We start from the raw sequence: 14,207 nt of genomic DNA on the forward strand, positions 1-14,207 counted from the left end.
TGGGGACTCGTGTATGAAAGCTGAAAGCAAGTTATTGTTAAAAATAAAAGATATAGCGGCAGCTGTGATCGCCGTTTTGCTGCTGGGCGCACAGATCTGCGTTACTGTGATATGCATGTACAGGCAGGTATTGGGTAATGTGGGATTTTATTATCTTGCATCATGTCTGGGAGTTATCGGTGTTTTTGTCTATATGATAAGAAAATGGGTCATACCGGTACTTAAGATGAATCGCATTCTAAGCTGCGCAAAAGAAAGTGAGGATATCGAGATGCTGATCAATGAACTCGATAAATCCACCCAAATGCAATACCCGGACCGTTTATTTGCCGGGATCACAGAGTTGATTAACCGGGAGCAAAAAGCACAGATATTGTCCACAGAAGCGACAATTCACGCACTGCAGAGCCAGATCAATCCACATTTTCTCTACAACACCCTGGAAACGATAAGGAGCAAGGCGATTCTTCAGGGAAATGAAGAGATTGCAAAAATGAATGAAGCGCTTGCCACGCTGTTCCGTTACAACATCAGCAGGCCCGGGGAGATGGCAACGCTGGCAGATGAAATGGAAAATGTGGAGAGCTATCTGATCATCCAGCAGTACCGTTTTCGGGATAAGTTTAAGGCCGTAAAAATATTTGACGAGACAGACGGATATCTGATGTCCTATATGATGCCGATCCTGACGATACAGCCAATAGTGGAAAATGCCATACATCATGGGCTGGAGAACAAAGTAGGGCAGGGCGAGATTATGATTCGGGTGTTTACGACACAGGACCGTCTGATCATTATCATCAGTGACGACGGCGTAGGCATACCGGAGGATCAGCTTAAGGGGATGAGAAAAAAACTGGATGGCACAAATGGAATATCGGATATTGCGGTGAAACAGAAGAAACCTCATAAGGCCGGTATCGCACTGCAGAATGTTCATCAGCGGATTAAATTTTACTATGGCGAAGAATACGGTCTGGAGATTACCAGCACAGAAGGATGCGGGACAACGGTGGAGATACATCTTCCGAAGATCTATGACTTTAAGGAGGGAATCTGAATGTATGAAATCCTTCGGGCAGACAGGCTGTGTATTCAATCGCCTGCGGAAAACCATATACATAATCTTTCTTTCAGTATCTTTAAAGGAGAGGTGCTGGGAGTACTGGGCCTTGGAGGCGCGGGAAGGTCCTCACTGGCCCGCATGCTTGTCGGGCTGGAACGAATACACAGCGGCGCAATGTGGGTGGACGGCAGGAGGGTGGTATTCAATTCCATTCGTGAGGGACAAAAAAGCGGGATATATCTGATCCAATATGAGAGTAAGCTGATCCCCAGGCAGAACATTGCAGAGAACTTTACAATACTGCATAAACAGCATAGAAAACTTGTGTTAAACCGTCAGAATGTCCTGCAGCAGTTAAACCAAATTTCCATAGAATATGATATTCAGGCGGAACCTGAACGCCGGATAGAAACGCTGATCCTTTATCAGAAACATATGCTGGAACTTGCGATTGCCGCGTACTCAGGTGCAAAAGTTATCGTGTTAAACCAGGTGGACGCATCATATTCAGAGAAGGAGTACCAGGCTTATGAAAATAAAATCCGTATGATGCAGAAGATGGGGGTCAGCTTTTTTATCATACATACGGATATTATACGGGCGCAGTCCCTGAGCGACCGTATTATGGTGATGAGAAAGGGGGAAAAAGCCGGAATATTTTATTCTGACCAGGTAAAACCAAAGTATCTCCATAAGATACTGACCGGAGTTGAAAAGTTCGAGCAGAATAACAGGGAAAACTTCATACGGCCGGAGGTTGTACTGGAGGCCATGCATTTAAATGTTCCGGGGATTGCAGCGGATATTACCTTCAGCCTGAAAAAGGGTGAGGTGATCGGATTTATAGACGAAAAATATGCGACTTATGAAAAAATGCTGTTGTTAATAAAAGGCGAGTACGGTCTGGCAGGGGGAAAGCTGTATTTAAACAATACAGAAGTAGCGCCGTTTCGCAGACTGGAGATTGCACGGAGGGGTATCCGTTATATAGACAGGGAAAGTTCACTGGACAATGTTTTTTTAGATCTGTCTGTTGAGGAAAATCTGCAGCTGGAGACGTATAAGGTTTACAGGCACATGGGTATTGGGATCAATAAGCGCCTGAGCCAGTATGCAATGAAAAGAAAGACAGGGTTGTACTTAAGCAGGAGCAAGCTTATGACAGCAGTCTGTAAACTGGACCGGAATGAACGTACCATGATCGCATTGAACCGTTGGAGGATGGCAGAGACAGAACTGCTTCTGCTGAATTCACCCGCCATGCCGGCTGATGTGGTCCTTAGAAAACATATTTGGAATTATGTGACACAGATGCGCCGGGAGGGAATACCCATTATCTACAGCTCATCTAATACGGAAGAGATGTTTGCGCTATGTGACTGTGTTTATATGGTCGTGGATGGAGTCATCAAAAAATGTCTGAGGGGGATACCGGGTGAAAGATACGAGTAAAAAATACCGTTTTATGATAAAAAACATGAATCTGATCATTTTTCTAACCATATTCTTGATCTTTGCCCTGAATTCCAGATATTCGTTTTCGGTTAAAAACATTATGAATATCCTGACACAGAATTCATATATCATCACAGTGACCGTGGGGATGGCCGTGCTGATGATCTCGGGTTCTGTCGATATCTCTGTCAGTGCGCAGATATCCCTGATCGGAATCGTGTGTGCAAGAATGCTGGCCCTGGAAGGAATGCCCGTTGTACTGGTCGTTATGACTGCATTGCTGCTGGGCATTCTACTTAACCTGATCAACATATCCCTGTCAATTTTTTTGAAACTGCCGTTGATTATCGTAAGTATCGGGACGATGACCTTCTATCAGGGGATTGTAGACCTGACAGGAACTTCAAGGGCTATACTGATATACAATGATGCCTTCCGCTATATCGGCAGGGGATACCTGGGCCCGGTTTCCGTGCAGTTTGTTCTTGCGTGCACGGTATTTGTCATCGCATTTCTTCTCCTGCATAAAACATATCCCGGAAGATATATTTATGCCGTGGGGAGTAATCACACCGCAGCTGAACTGTCAGGGATCAACGTCACGGTCATTAAAGCCATGGCTTCTGTATTCTATGGAATCTCAATTGGGAGTGCCACGCTGATCCATATATCCAGGATGGGTTCCGCCCAGACCGGGATGGGAAAAGGAATAGAGATTACGGCAATCACGGCGGCTCTGCTGGGGGGGATCAGCGTGAAAGGAGGGACGGGAAGGATCTCGCAGGTGTTTCTTGGCATATTATCTCTGTCGTGGCTGTCATATATGATCCTGATGACTTCATCCGGTGTGCATTACAGGAATATTGCCGGCGGTTTTCTGCTGATCATGGCTTTTGGATACGATCTTTACAGGAACAGGAAAAGACAGCCTGCCCTAAAGTGAATACAGCCTCCTTGTAAAAAATGCGAATCCTGAGTACAATGTTGATAATTGATATATATTAGTATACTAAAAATGCAAAACAATGAAGGAGGATATTGAATGAAAACAGTGGATGCGTGTTATATTGTTTCGGAAAAACAGACGGACATCAGAAAAGTTGAGCTGGATGCGCCGGGAAATGGTGAACTTCAGATTGAAGTTAAGGCCTGCGGTATCTGTGCATGGGATTCGTATTTATTTCTCGGCAGGGATATGACAGAGCCGTTTCCTTTTCAATTTGGACATGAGGCAGTGGGCGTTGTTGCTGAAGTTGGCGAGGGTGTTACGGAATTTGAAGTTGGGGATCAGGTGTTTTGCATAGAAGGAGGTCCTGAGCTTGCACAGATGATCAATATTTCTGCAGAAAAAGCAGCGCATCTTCCCGGGATTCCGGAGAAGGATTTCCCATATTATGTCTGTGAACCTGCAGCGTGTGTCGTCAGCGGGATCAACTGTATTAACGTTCACCCGGGGGATGATGTGGCAGTGATCGGGTGCGGCTATATGGGGCTTTTGAATGTACAGGCATACAGGCGCAGCCTGATCGGCAGACTAATCTGTTTTGATATTGATCCGCGGAAACTGGATATCGCACGGGAGTGCGGGGCGGATGCATGTTATCTTTCCAATTCCCCGGAAGGCAGGGCGGCGATTGAAGATATGATACAAAAAGGCGGTATCGACATCGTGGTGGAATGTTCCGGCTCACAGCCTGGTCTTCAGCTTGCATGTGATCTTGTTAAAACGTGCGGCACGATCTCAAATTTTGCATGGCATCGCGGAGAGCGCACGATCAACTGTACGCCGTGGCATCTGCGAGGGATAGAGATTGTCAATACATCCGATGCGAGAGATCCGCACTTTCCGCTCCAGGCGGCGAAGACGGCAAAACTGGTAAAAGCCGGTGTTTTTGACCAGCGAAAACTTGTCACGCATATCATGGATTACCATAACATTCAGGAGATGCTGATGATCGCACATGATCACGCGGATGGCTATATTAAGGGTGTCATCACGTTTTAAAGGAGGAAATTTTCATGGAACGAATCGGTGTAGGTATCATAGGATGCGGAAATGTAAGTGATATATACATTAAGAACCTGACGACAATGTTTCCGCAGGCTGATCTTGCAGCGTGTGCGTCGCGTCATATGAAACGTGCACTGTCGGCTGGGAAGCGGTATGGCATTGTGGCATGTTCTGTGGACGAACTGCTGAGAAATCCGGAGATCCGTCTGGTTTTAAACCTGACAACTCCGGATGCACATTATGAGATTACCAGGCGGGCGCTGCTCGCCGGCAAGCACGTTTACTCGGAGAAGCCAATCTGCCTGGAGACAATGCAGGCCAGGGAACTGCAGTCGCTTGCCGAAAAGCAGGGCGTCCGGCTGGGATGTGCACCTGATACGGTACTGGGAGGCGCCGTACAGACCAGCAGGCATCTCCTGGACAGCGGAATCATCGGAAGACCGCTGTCGGCTCACGTGTTTTTTGGATGGCATGGCCCGGAACACGAGCATCCGAATCCGGAATTTCTCTATCAGTATGGAGCAGGACCGGTCTTTGACTATGGTCCCTATTACTTTACGGCGCTTATCACGCTGCTTGGTCCGGCAAGGACAGTAACAGCAATGGCGTGCAAGGGGTTTGAGAAGCGCACCTGCACATGTCCGGGGCCGCATATCAATGAGTCTTTTGAAGTGGGGACGCCTACACATGTGACTGGTGTGGTGGAATTCATGAGCGGGGTCCTTGTGACAGTGACGATCAGCTTTGATATATGGGGACACGGACATCCGTTTATCGAGATTTACGGCACGGAAGGAACACTGCGGGCACCGGACCCGGATGGGTTTGGCGGCGGGATCGAGGTACTGAAGGCAGGGGAGGACGACTTTAAGAAAATTCCCATAGACTTTGCTTATACCGGAAACTGCCGCGGGCTTGGCCTGGCTGAGATGATACAGAGTATCGTGCAAAACAGACCGCATCGCGCTGCGGACACAGTTGCGGTTCACGTACTGGAGATCATGCATGCGTTTCTGGACAGCAGTACACAAAAAAGAACCGTGGCACTTACGACGACATGTGAACGTCCGGTGCCTTTGGAAAGGAGAGGCTTATGAAAGAAAACAAGAGAATCGCGCTGGTGACCGGGGCGGGAGGCGGCATCGGACGGGCTGTTGCGGCTGAACTTGCCGCGGGGGGCGATCATGTTATAGTGGTCTGCAGATCAGAGAGAGGTGCCGGGAATACGCTCAGGTTAATTGCATCTGCCGGCGGAACGGGAGAATTCATCGGCTGTGATGTCGGAGATATCAGGCAGGTAGACGCCATGATGGAGAAGATCACAAAGGTTTACGGCCGGCTGGATGTACTGATCAATAATGCCGGGATCTCTAATACTCATACCATGGATGAGATTGAAGAGGATGAATGGGATCAGATGATGGATATTAATCTTAAAGGACCGTTTTTATTATGCCGCCATGCATTCCGCCTTATGAAAGGCAGGGCATACGGCCGTATCGTCAATATCTCTTCGATTGCCGGGGAGCGCGGTGCGCTGTACTCCGGCATTCATTATGCGGCATCAAAAGGCGGACTGCTGGCCATGACAAAGTCGTTTGCGCTGCGCGGAGCCGGGTATGGTATCACGGTCAATGCAGTTTCACCCGGAACGGTGGACACGCCAATGGCACGTGAGGAGGGGATACCAACGGATCATATTCCGCTCGGCCGTGCCGCCTCTCCGGAGGAAGTTGCCCATGCAGTCTGTTTTCTTGCCTGCGACAGGGCCTCGTATCTGACGGGCGTGACACTGGATGTCAATGGCGGACAGCTCATGAGATAAGCCACCTTTGAAAGTAAAGGAAGTAAGCGATGAATCGAACAATGAACCATAAAAGTGCTGTGCTGCTGCTGGTGATCACTTCCATATTATGGAGTTTTTCCGGCATCGGCATTAAGCTGATGTCGTGGAATGGATTTGCGATTGCCGGGCTGCGCAGCCTTCTCGCGGCATCAGTCATGCTGACCGTTGTCAGACGGCCGCGCCTGCCCCGCAGTCCACATCAGATAGCCGCTGTCCTGTGTTATACAGGGCTGGTCACCCTGATGGTGACCTCCACCAAGCTGACGACCGCCGCCAATGCGATACTGCTGCAGTATACAGCACCGGTCTATTCTGCGGTCCTGGGTTATCTGATATTGAAGGAGCCTGTGCGCAGGAAGGATGTCATTACAATTTTCATGGTCCTGTCGGGCCTTGTTCTTTTTTTATATGATGGGCTGACAGGCGGACGGATGACCGGTAACCTGCTGGCTCTTCTTTCCGGTGTATGCTATGGGGCGATGAATGTATTTATGCGCAAAGGAGGAAACAGTGCGCCTGCCGAAAATGTGTTTTGGGGTAATATCCTTACGTTTCTGCTGATGCTGCCGTTTATGGGGCAACTGGAATTTTCACCGGTGAATACGGGGATGATCCTGTTTCTGGGATTTTTTCAGCTGGGTCTGGCTTACGTACTCTATACATTGGCAATTCCACGGGTTGCGGCGCTTAAGGCCACGGTCATTACGGTGCTTGAACCCATCCTGAGTCCGGTATGGGTCATGATCTTTTACGGGGAAAAGCCCGGTGTGTTAACTGTCGCTGGCGGCGCCATTGTGCTGACCGCGATCTGCGGGAGGGAGATTCTCTTCCGGAAGGATGGGGATGCATGAATACGGTCTACCCTAAAGTGAATACAGTCACCTTGCAGTAATTGGTTAATGTTACTATAATGTAAACACCAAGTAAAATATTAATATATCAGTCCGGGCGTGTTCTGGGCGGAGCAAAGGAGGAAACAATATGAAAAAAAGAACTCTGATAGCAGGTTTGCTGGCAGCATCAATGATCATCACAGCTGCGGCAGGGTGCGGAGCTGCGGATGGCAAGGCAGATGCAGCGGATGCAGGCACTACGGAAGACGCCGGGAAACCAAAAGAGGGAGGAACGTCAGAAGGCGGAGGATTAAAAGTGGGTGCTGCTACCAGAACTCTTCGGGATTCCGTATATATTGTTATGAGGGATAATGCGCAGGAGGAGGCAGATAAGCTGGGGATCGATCTGTCATGGCAGGACTGTAATATCGATGTGAGTGTACAGAAAAGTCAGATTGAGAATATGATCGCTTCTGGAACGGATGTGCTGATCGTAGAAGCTGCAGATCAGAAATCCATGTCAGAGACAGTGACAGATGCGCAGAATCAGGGGATACCGGTTATCATCATCGAAGCCCGGATTGATAATTTTACTCCCGACTTATGGGTGACGGCTGATTCCTATCAGGTAGGTGTTCAGCAGGTCGATGAATTTATCAAAAAATGGGGGACGACGGAACCCGCAAATGTCGTATTGTTAAGTGGTACACAGGGCGATGAAGTTGCAGAATCCATCTCAGCAGGAGTCAGGGATCAGGTTGCAGAATATGATAATCTGACACTCGTCTATGAACAGTCGTGTATGGACTGGGCACGGGATAAGGGTATGGCTTATATGGAGGATGCAATATCAACAAATAATGGTAACATTCAGGCTGTGTTCGGGAACAACGACCAGATTACCATGGGGGCGCTCAAGGCGGCTGAAAACGCAGGATTAGTTGAGAATATGTGGTTCATCGGCGGAGACCACGAAGAGGAAATGGTAAAGTATATTCTGGACGGTTATAATGTTATGACAGTCGATAAAGGCACAGAGGCGCAGGGGAAATTCCTCATCGACGCTGCCGAGATGCTGGCAAATGGAGAGACAATTCCGGACACACAGGAGATAGACGGGATTAACGTGTGGTATGCCCCGACGACGATGGTAAATGCCGACAATGTAAAAGAGTTCAGTGCCGGCCGTTATCCGGATTTATTTAAATAGTGTAACAGTTCAGCGGATTGGAGATGTGTCAGGTTCAGATACATCTCCAATCAACAATCATAAAAGTTGAAAAGAGAGGATGATAATGATATGCCGTTTATTGAATTTGAAGGCATTACGAAAAAATTTCCCGGCACGGTTGCTCTGGATTCTGTCAGCCTTGCGATCAATAAAGGCGACATTGTGGCCCTGTGCGGAGAAAACGGTGCCGGTAAATCGACTCTGGGTAAGGTGTTTGTAGGTGTTTACCCTTATGGATCATATGATGGTGTTATAAAAATAGAGGGAAAGGAAGTTAAATTCACCAATACACTGGATGCAGAAAAATCCGGTGTGGTAATGGTGCATCAGGAACTGAATCTCGTGGATGAGATGACGGTGGCAGAAAATATCAGCCTTGGTAATATGCCGCACAAAGTAGGGAAAATTGATTTTGAGACCATGGAAAAAGTGGCGGTAAACGCGATGCAGCGCCTGGGAGTGGAGATCGACCCGGGTAAGAAGCTGGGAGATTTATCAATCAGCATGCAGCAGATGGTGGAGATAGCGAAAGCAATTTCCAGAAATCCGCATACGATTATTTTTGATGAAGCAACAAGTTCTCTCACCAACAGTGAGGTGGAAACTCTTTTTGCGGTTATGAGAAGGCTGAAAAAAGAAGAGATAACGATGATTTATGTGACGCACAAGATGGATGAAATATATCAGATCTGTAACCGCGTTGTTATTTTAAAAGATGGAAAATACGTGAATGAAGGCAATACTTCTGAGGTTACCAAGGACACCCTGATAAGCTGGATGATCGGAAGAAAACTGGAAGATATGTTTGCGCCGAAGACAAAGCAGGATTACCTCTCAAAAAAGCCGATACTGGAAATAAAAAACTGGTCTGTGTATAAAGAAAAAGGCAGTGCAAAAAAGGTTGTGGATCATGCAAATCTTACATTGAGGCCGGGTGAGATTCTGGGAATATACGGGCTGATGGGAGCGGGAAGGACGGAGCTGGTAACTTCGATCTTTGAAGGAAATGATGTCCCCAGTGAGGGTGAAATATTCCTCGACGGAGAAAAGATTAAGATTAATACGACAAGTGATGCAATTCGTACAGGCATTGCGCTTCTGACAGAGGACAGAAGAAATTCCGGCCTGATAACGATACACAGCATTTTGGATAATATTATATTGGCCTCTATCAAGAACTATGTGGGGAAATTTTTCAGAAGGGATTCGGCGAGAGAAAGAGAAGCCGCCCGGAGTATGGTACATAAGCTGAGGATCAAACTCAGCAGCCTGGATACAGCTGTGAGCAGCTTATCGGGAGGGAATCAGCAGAAGGTGGTCCTCAGCAAGTGGCTGCTTACAAATCCAAGAATCCTGATCCTGGATGAGCCTACGAGAGGGATAGACGTCGGCGCTAAAAAAGAAATTTATCACATATTGCAGGAGCTGGCGGATAAGGGAGTCGGTATCATTGTCGTCTCCTCGGAACTCCCTGAGGTTTTGGGGATCAGTGACCGGGTCATGGTCATGAGAGAAGGGCAGATTGCGGGTGAAATATTCGTACGTGACGCTACAGAAGAAATATTGGTAAGGTATGCGATGGAGGGAAAATATAATGGATAAGGTTATGTTAAAGGAAAACAAATTCAAATGGCAGAATTATGCCTCAGCAATCGGGCTCATAATACTTTTGATCGTATCAGCTGTGCTGAGCAGCACATTTTTATATCCTATCAACATCATGAATGTCGCGAAGCAGATAGCCGTTCAGGGAGTCCTTGCGATCGGCATGCAGTTTGTGATTCTCCTGGGGGGGATCGATCTGTCCCCCGGTGCGGTTGTCGCGCTGACGGGCGTGTTGTTTGCGTATCTGATACCGACACTCGGCTTTTTTCCGGCGGCGGTCATTATCCTGTTATTCGGGTGTGTTCTCGGCAGCCTGTATGGGTGGTTTATCACGAAGCTCGGAATCCCGGCATTTATTGTAACACTGGCCGGTCAGACGATCTGCCGTGGTATCGCGCTTACCGTAACAGGCAGTACCGCCGTGTCTATCAGCAGCAAAGCTGTTACGAAACTTGGAAGCGGGAATATTCCGTTTCCCGTATGTATCGTGATCTTTGCATTGATGGGAATTTATATCGTGTACTCGCTCCTTCGGGATATCAAAAAGAAAAAGCGCATGAGCGCTGTCCTTAAAGTCTTTGCACTGGCAATCCTGGGATATGCTGCCTACATCACGGGCCAGGTGGAAGGCCTCTCGATTCTGGTGGCGATTACAGCTGTACTGCTCATGGCGTTTATCTTTGTACTGAGAGCTACCGTGTTCGGAAAAAATGTATATGCATCCGGGGGCAATATTCTGGCGGCAAGACTCTCCGGTATCAACGTAAATAAAACAGTGATCTTCAGTTATGTAATTTGTGCGGTGATGGCATCTCTCGGCGGAATTATGACGGCGGCAAGACTTGGAACGGGTTCGCCTCTGATCGGAACGAACTATGAACTGGATGCGATCGCTGCAGTCGTCATCGGGGGAACCAGTATGTCCGGCGGCAGCGGCAAATTAACGGGGACGATCATCGGCGTGCTGCTGATCGGTGTCCTGAATAACATGCTGTCGCTGCTGAACGTATCATCCAATATGCAGCTTATATTTAAGGGGCTTATCATACTGGCAGCTGTGGTTATTGATTCAACCTCAAATAAAAAGAAATAGTGCAGCAATAAGAAATTGCGGCGGGTATCAGGCGTAATGGTGTCCTGATGCCCGCTGTTTTGCTTTGGCAATATTATTAAAAAAGACTGAATTAAATTGGCTATAATGCCTAAAATACTTAATTCTCAATCGTTATCTTGACGCTGATATAATAATATACTAATATATTAATAAAGACGTGAAGGAAGGGGTTTGATTATGGAGAGACAAATATCTTTTATCAGCAGACATCATAAAGTAAACGGTTGGGCACACATACCAAAGACGTCCGATAAAGCACCGGCAATTGTTTTATGCCACGGGTTTACCGGAAACTGCAGTGAACATGGTTTGTTTGAGTCATTTGGGAGAGAGGCCAGTGAGGCAGGATTTTATGTTTTGCGCATTGACTGTGTCGGGTCCGGCGAAAGCGGCGGAGACTTTGCAGAACATACGTGTCTGGGGGGATGGCGTGATGATATGCTGACGGCGTTTGCATTTGCCGCAGAGCAGCCGGAGGTGGACGCGCTGCGGATGGCGGCTATGGGTATCAGTATGGGGGCGGGAGCGGCACTGCTGTCGCTTGAAGAAAGCAGAATAAAGGCTGCGGTAGGCTGGGCTCCTGTTCTGTATCCGGCAGAGGTCTTCCGAAAGATCATGGGGGATGAGAACTGGGGAAAACTAAGAGGCGGAGAGCGTGTTCGTCATGAATATGCGGGTGTGGAATTTGACATGGGGGCCCATTTTCTTCGGGATGCAGAGAATCTTTCCGTGGAACAGGCAGTCAGAAAAAGCGGTAAACCGGTACTTCTGTGCCTGGGAAGCGCGGATCCGGTTATCGATCCGGGATTCGGCCCGCGCATGGAGGCGCTGTCAATTCCCGGGGTGACAGTACAGACGGTACAAAATGAAAATCACAGTTTTCTGGTCTGTCAGCAGGAGAATATTGCGGCGGCAATAGAATTTCTTCAGGGACAGCTCATGTAATATATAAAATAAAAAGATATGGAGGAACAAATTCATGAAAAACGTAGTGGAAAGCCGGTCAGGTGATGCGGTTAAGATCCGCATTGGCGAGAAAGTGGCCTATGGCTCCGGAGACGTTGCATGTAACGTTGTATTTGCGCTTACGATGTCACTGGCTACCTATTTTTATACAAATGTTATCGGGATGTCAGCGGCTCTGGTGGGTACGATACTAATGCTTTCAAGGCTCTTTGACGGAGCTTCGGATGTGATCATCGGTCTTCTGGTGGATAAGACCAAATCCCGGTTTGGAAAAGCGAGGGCATGGGTGCTGTGGATGACAGTGCCTTATGGGCTGTCGGCGGTACTGATGTTTATGGTTCCGGCTAATGCTACAACGGTGATACAGGCGATCTATGTATTTATCACCTATAACTTTGCGGTCACGATCGTCTATACAGCGCTCAACCTTCCTTACGGCACACTGGCGGCCCTGATGACACGTGACCAGAATGAACGGTCACTGCTGAATGTGTTCCGGATGTCCATGGCGCCGGCCGGAAATCTGATTGTAACAGCCCTGACACTGCCGCTGATCAACCGCCTGGGCGGGGATCAGAAGGCATGGATCACGGTCACCGTTATTTACGCCGTGATTGCGATGATTCTACTTCTGGTCTGCTTTTTCGGATGTAAGGAACGGGTACATATCCCCGCGGTGCCGGACGATGAAAAGGTATCCATGGGAACGAGCTTCCGCTGCATGCTGAGCAACAAGTACTGGTGGATGGTAACCCTGATGTTTTTCGGATGGTCGGTATACACAACGCTGAACGGCACGATGCTGACCTACTATTCACAGTATCAGCTGGGAAATAATGAATTGATGAGTATCATCTCAATCGTGGAAAAACTGCCTTCCATCCTGGTCACGATTGCGATCGCCCCCTTTATCAAAAAATTTGGCAAACGTAACCTGTCTCTGGCCGGAGCAATTGTCTCGTTGAGCGGCGCCGCAATCATGCTGATCAGTCCGCAGAATCTGACCTTTGTGTTGATCGGCGCGGCTCTGAAGGGGGCAGGTGTAGGACCGCTTGGTGCAACAGTCTACGCCATGATGGCGGATGCGATCGAGTACGGACACTGGCGTACGGGAGTGCGTACCGAGGGACTTCTGTTCAGTGCGGCGACTGTCGGGTATAAGATAGGAGGAGGCCTGACGAGTGCAGGCATAGGCTTTGTATTGGAGGCTGCGGGATTTGATGGGAAATCAGCAGTATATCAGACGGCCTCCGCACACAGTGCAATATCTGCTCTGTACCTTTTCCTTCCCTTTGCAGCGTGGGGCATGCTGGCGATTCTGCTGTGGCGCTATAAACTGGACAAGGAATACTCAAAGGTGATCGGAGAACTGCAGATCGGCAGGTATTCGGAGAAGGCAGTGGTTAAGCAGAAAGCCTCAAAGATCAGTCAGAAAGAACCGGTTTTTGCTGCAGTTTCCGATACGGCAAAGACAAACGCCATTATCACGATCAGCCGGGAATATGGAAGCGGCGGACATGACATCGGCAAGCGTCTCGCCAAAGAACTGGGCATTCCGTTTTACGATAAGCAGCTACTTTCACTTGCCGCTAAGGAGAGCGGGCTGGATGAGGTCACCTTTGAGCAGCTCAACGCTGAGCTGAGCGCTTATCAGCTTTCTCTTACCATGCTTGATCCAGGCAATCAGAACGACAAACTGTTTCTGCTTCAGTCTCAGACTATCCGCAAGCTGGCACTTCAGGGTCCGTTTGTCATCGTGGGCAGATGTGCGGACTATGTGCTGCGTGATTTTGATCATGTAGTGAATGTGTTTATCGGCAGCTCGGCAGTTAAGAAAGCGCTGCGTGAAAATGCACCGGCGGGAAAAGATACGGATCAGATCAAGCAGTGGCAGATGGTCAGTGAGATGGATAAACGCCGAAGTCTGTATTACCAGCACTATACAGGGCGAGAGTGGGGCAAAGCGGAAAACTATCATCTGTGCGTGGACAGCAGTCTGCTGGGAATGAATACTTGTAATGTGATTAAATCATACCTGGATGGCTGCGAAGAACCCGGGGAATGTGTGGGTATCCTGTAA

The 14,207-nt window shown here is 48.3% G+C and carries 12 protein-coding genes; all 12 read left to right on the forward strand.

The features are described from left to right. The first annotated feature begins 13 nt into the window (after positions 1 to 13). The 12 genes from NQ502_RS10995 to NQ502_RS11050 all read left to right on the forward strand — a co-directional run bounded on the left by NQ502_RS10995 (position 14) and on the right by NQ502_RS11050 (position 14,207). Entirely contained in the window at positions 14 to 1,060 is a 1,047-nt protein-coding gene (locus tag NQ502_RS10995; protein ID WP_044983205.1) for a sensor histidine kinase, read from the forward strand. Continuing rightward, a complete protein-coding gene (locus NQ502_RS11000; protein WP_028528428.1) occupies positions 1,061 to 2,518 on the forward strand; it encodes an ATP-binding cassette domain-containing protein in 1,458 nt (485 codons plus the stop codon). It begins immediately after the preceding gene. Beyond that, positions 2,502 to 3,464 carry an ABC transporter permease gene (locus NQ502_RS11005; protein WP_028528429.1) on the forward strand — a complete coding sequence of 321 codons (963 nt, stop codon included), beginning with the start codon at positions 2,502 to 2,504 and terminating at the stop codon, positions 3,462 to 3,464. The genes NQ502_RS11000 and NQ502_RS11005 overlap by 17 nt, the downstream gene beginning before the upstream one ends. 99 nt (positions 3,465 to 3,563) lie before the next feature. Beyond that, the gene (locus tag NQ502_RS11010; RefSeq protein ID WP_028528430.1) at positions 3,564 to 4,526 is read left to right on the forward strand and encodes a zinc-dependent alcohol dehydrogenase; all 963 of its coding nucleotides are present in this window, start codon (positions 3,564 to 3,566) and stop codon (positions 4,524 to 4,526) included. 14 nt (positions 4,527 to 4,540) lie between these two features. Beyond that, complete coding sequence (locus NQ502_RS11015) at positions 4,541 to 5,629, forward strand: Gfo/Idh/MocA family protein (RefSeq protein ID WP_028528431.1); 1,089 nt, start codon at positions 4,541 to 4,543, stop codon at positions 5,627 to 5,629. Beyond that, positions 5,626 to 6,357, forward strand: coding sequence for an SDR family NAD(P)-dependent oxidoreductase (locus tag NQ502_RS11020; RefSeq protein ID WP_028528432.1), 732 nt, complete (start codon positions 5,626 to 5,628; stop codon positions 6,355 to 6,357). Before NQ502_RS11015 ends, NQ502_RS11020 begins: the two co-directional genes overlap by 4 nt. A 29-nt stretch (positions 6,358 to 6,386) precedes the next feature. Beyond that, positions 6,387 to 7,229 (forward strand): DMT family transporter, encoded by an 843-nt coding sequence (locus NQ502_RS11025; protein ID WP_028528433.1) that lies wholly within the window; start codon positions 6,387 to 6,389, stop codon positions 7,227 to 7,229. A gap of 130 nt (positions 7,230 to 7,359) precedes the next feature. Beyond that, on the forward strand, positions 7,360 to 8,421 hold the full coding sequence (locus NQ502_RS11030) for a substrate-binding domain-containing protein (protein WP_028528434.1): 1,062 nt from the start codon (positions 7,360 to 7,362) through the stop codon (positions 8,419 to 8,421). A 90-nt stretch (positions 8,422 to 8,511) separates the two neighbouring features. Continuing rightward, a complete protein-coding gene (locus NQ502_RS11035; protein WP_028528435.1) occupies positions 8,512 to 10,044 on the forward strand; it encodes a sugar ABC transporter ATP-binding protein in 1,533 nt (510 codons plus the stop codon). Continuing rightward, a complete protein-coding gene (locus NQ502_RS11040) occupies positions 10,037 to 11,140 on the forward strand; it encodes a sugar ABC transporter permease (protein WP_049898108.1) in 1,104 nt (367 codons plus the stop codon). Before NQ502_RS11035 ends, NQ502_RS11040 begins: the two co-directional genes overlap by 8 nt. Before the next feature lie 198 nt (positions 11,141 to 11,338). After that, positions 11,339 to 12,106, forward strand: coding sequence for an alpha/beta hydrolase family protein (locus tag NQ502_RS11045; RefSeq protein WP_028528437.1), 768 nt, complete (start codon positions 11,339 to 11,341; stop codon positions 12,104 to 12,106). Between the two features lie 34 nt (positions 12,107 to 12,140). Continuing rightward, positions 12,141 to 14,207 (forward strand): cytidylate kinase family protein, encoded by a 2,067-nt coding sequence (locus NQ502_RS11050; RefSeq protein WP_049898109.1) that lies wholly within the window; start codon positions 12,141 to 12,143, stop codon positions 14,205 to 14,207.

This window comes from Ruminococcus gauvreauii (genome assembly GCF_025151995.1).
In the GTDB taxonomy this organism is placed as follows: domain Bacteria; phylum Bacillota; class Clostridia; order Lachnospirales; family Lachnospiraceae; genus Ruminococcus_G; species Ruminococcus_G gauvreauii.

Excerpts from the sequence above, each read along its gene's own strand:
- NQ502_RS10995 (WP_044983205.1), top strand. The coding sequence starts at position 14 with ATGAAAGCTGAAAGCAAGTTATTGTTAAAAATAAAAGATATAGCGGCA.
- NQ502_RS11000 (WP_028528428.1), top strand. The coding sequence starts at position 1,061 with ATGTATGAAATCCTTCGGGCAGACAGGCTGTGTATTCAATCGCCTGCG.
- NQ502_RS11010 (WP_028528430.1), top strand. The coding sequence starts at position 3,564 with ATGAAAACAGTGGATGCGTGTTATATTGTTTCGGAAAAACAGACGGAC.
- NQ502_RS11015 (WP_028528431.1), top strand. The coding sequence starts at position 4,541 with ATGGAACGAATCGGTGTAGGTATCATAGGATGCGGAAATGTAAGTGAT.
- NQ502_RS11020 (WP_028528432.1), top strand. The coding sequence starts at position 5,626 with ATGAAAGAAAACAAGAGAATCGCGCTGGTGACCGGGGCGGGAGGCGGC.
- NQ502_RS11025 (WP_028528433.1), top strand. The coding sequence starts at position 6,387 with ATGAATCGAACAATGAACCATAAAAGTGCTGTGCTGCTGCTGGTGATC.
- NQ502_RS11030 (WP_028528434.1), top strand. The coding sequence starts at position 7,360 with ATGAAAAAAAGAACTCTGATAGCAGGTTTGCTGGCAGCATCAATGATC.
- NQ502_RS11035 (WP_028528435.1), top strand. The coding sequence starts at position 8,512 with ATGCCGTTTATTGAATTTGAAGGCATTACGAAAAAATTTCCCGGCACG.
- NQ502_RS11040 (WP_049898108.1), top strand. The coding sequence starts at position 10,037 with ATGGATAAGGTTATGTTAAAGGAAAACAAATTCAAATGGCAGAATTAT.
- NQ502_RS11045 (WP_028528437.1), top strand. The coding sequence starts at position 11,339 with ATGGAGAGACAAATATCTTTTATCAGCAGACATCATAAAGTAAACGGT.
- NQ502_RS11050 (WP_049898109.1), top strand. The coding sequence starts at position 12,141 with ATGAAAAACGTAGTGGAAAGCCGGTCAGGTGATGCGGTTAAGATCCGC.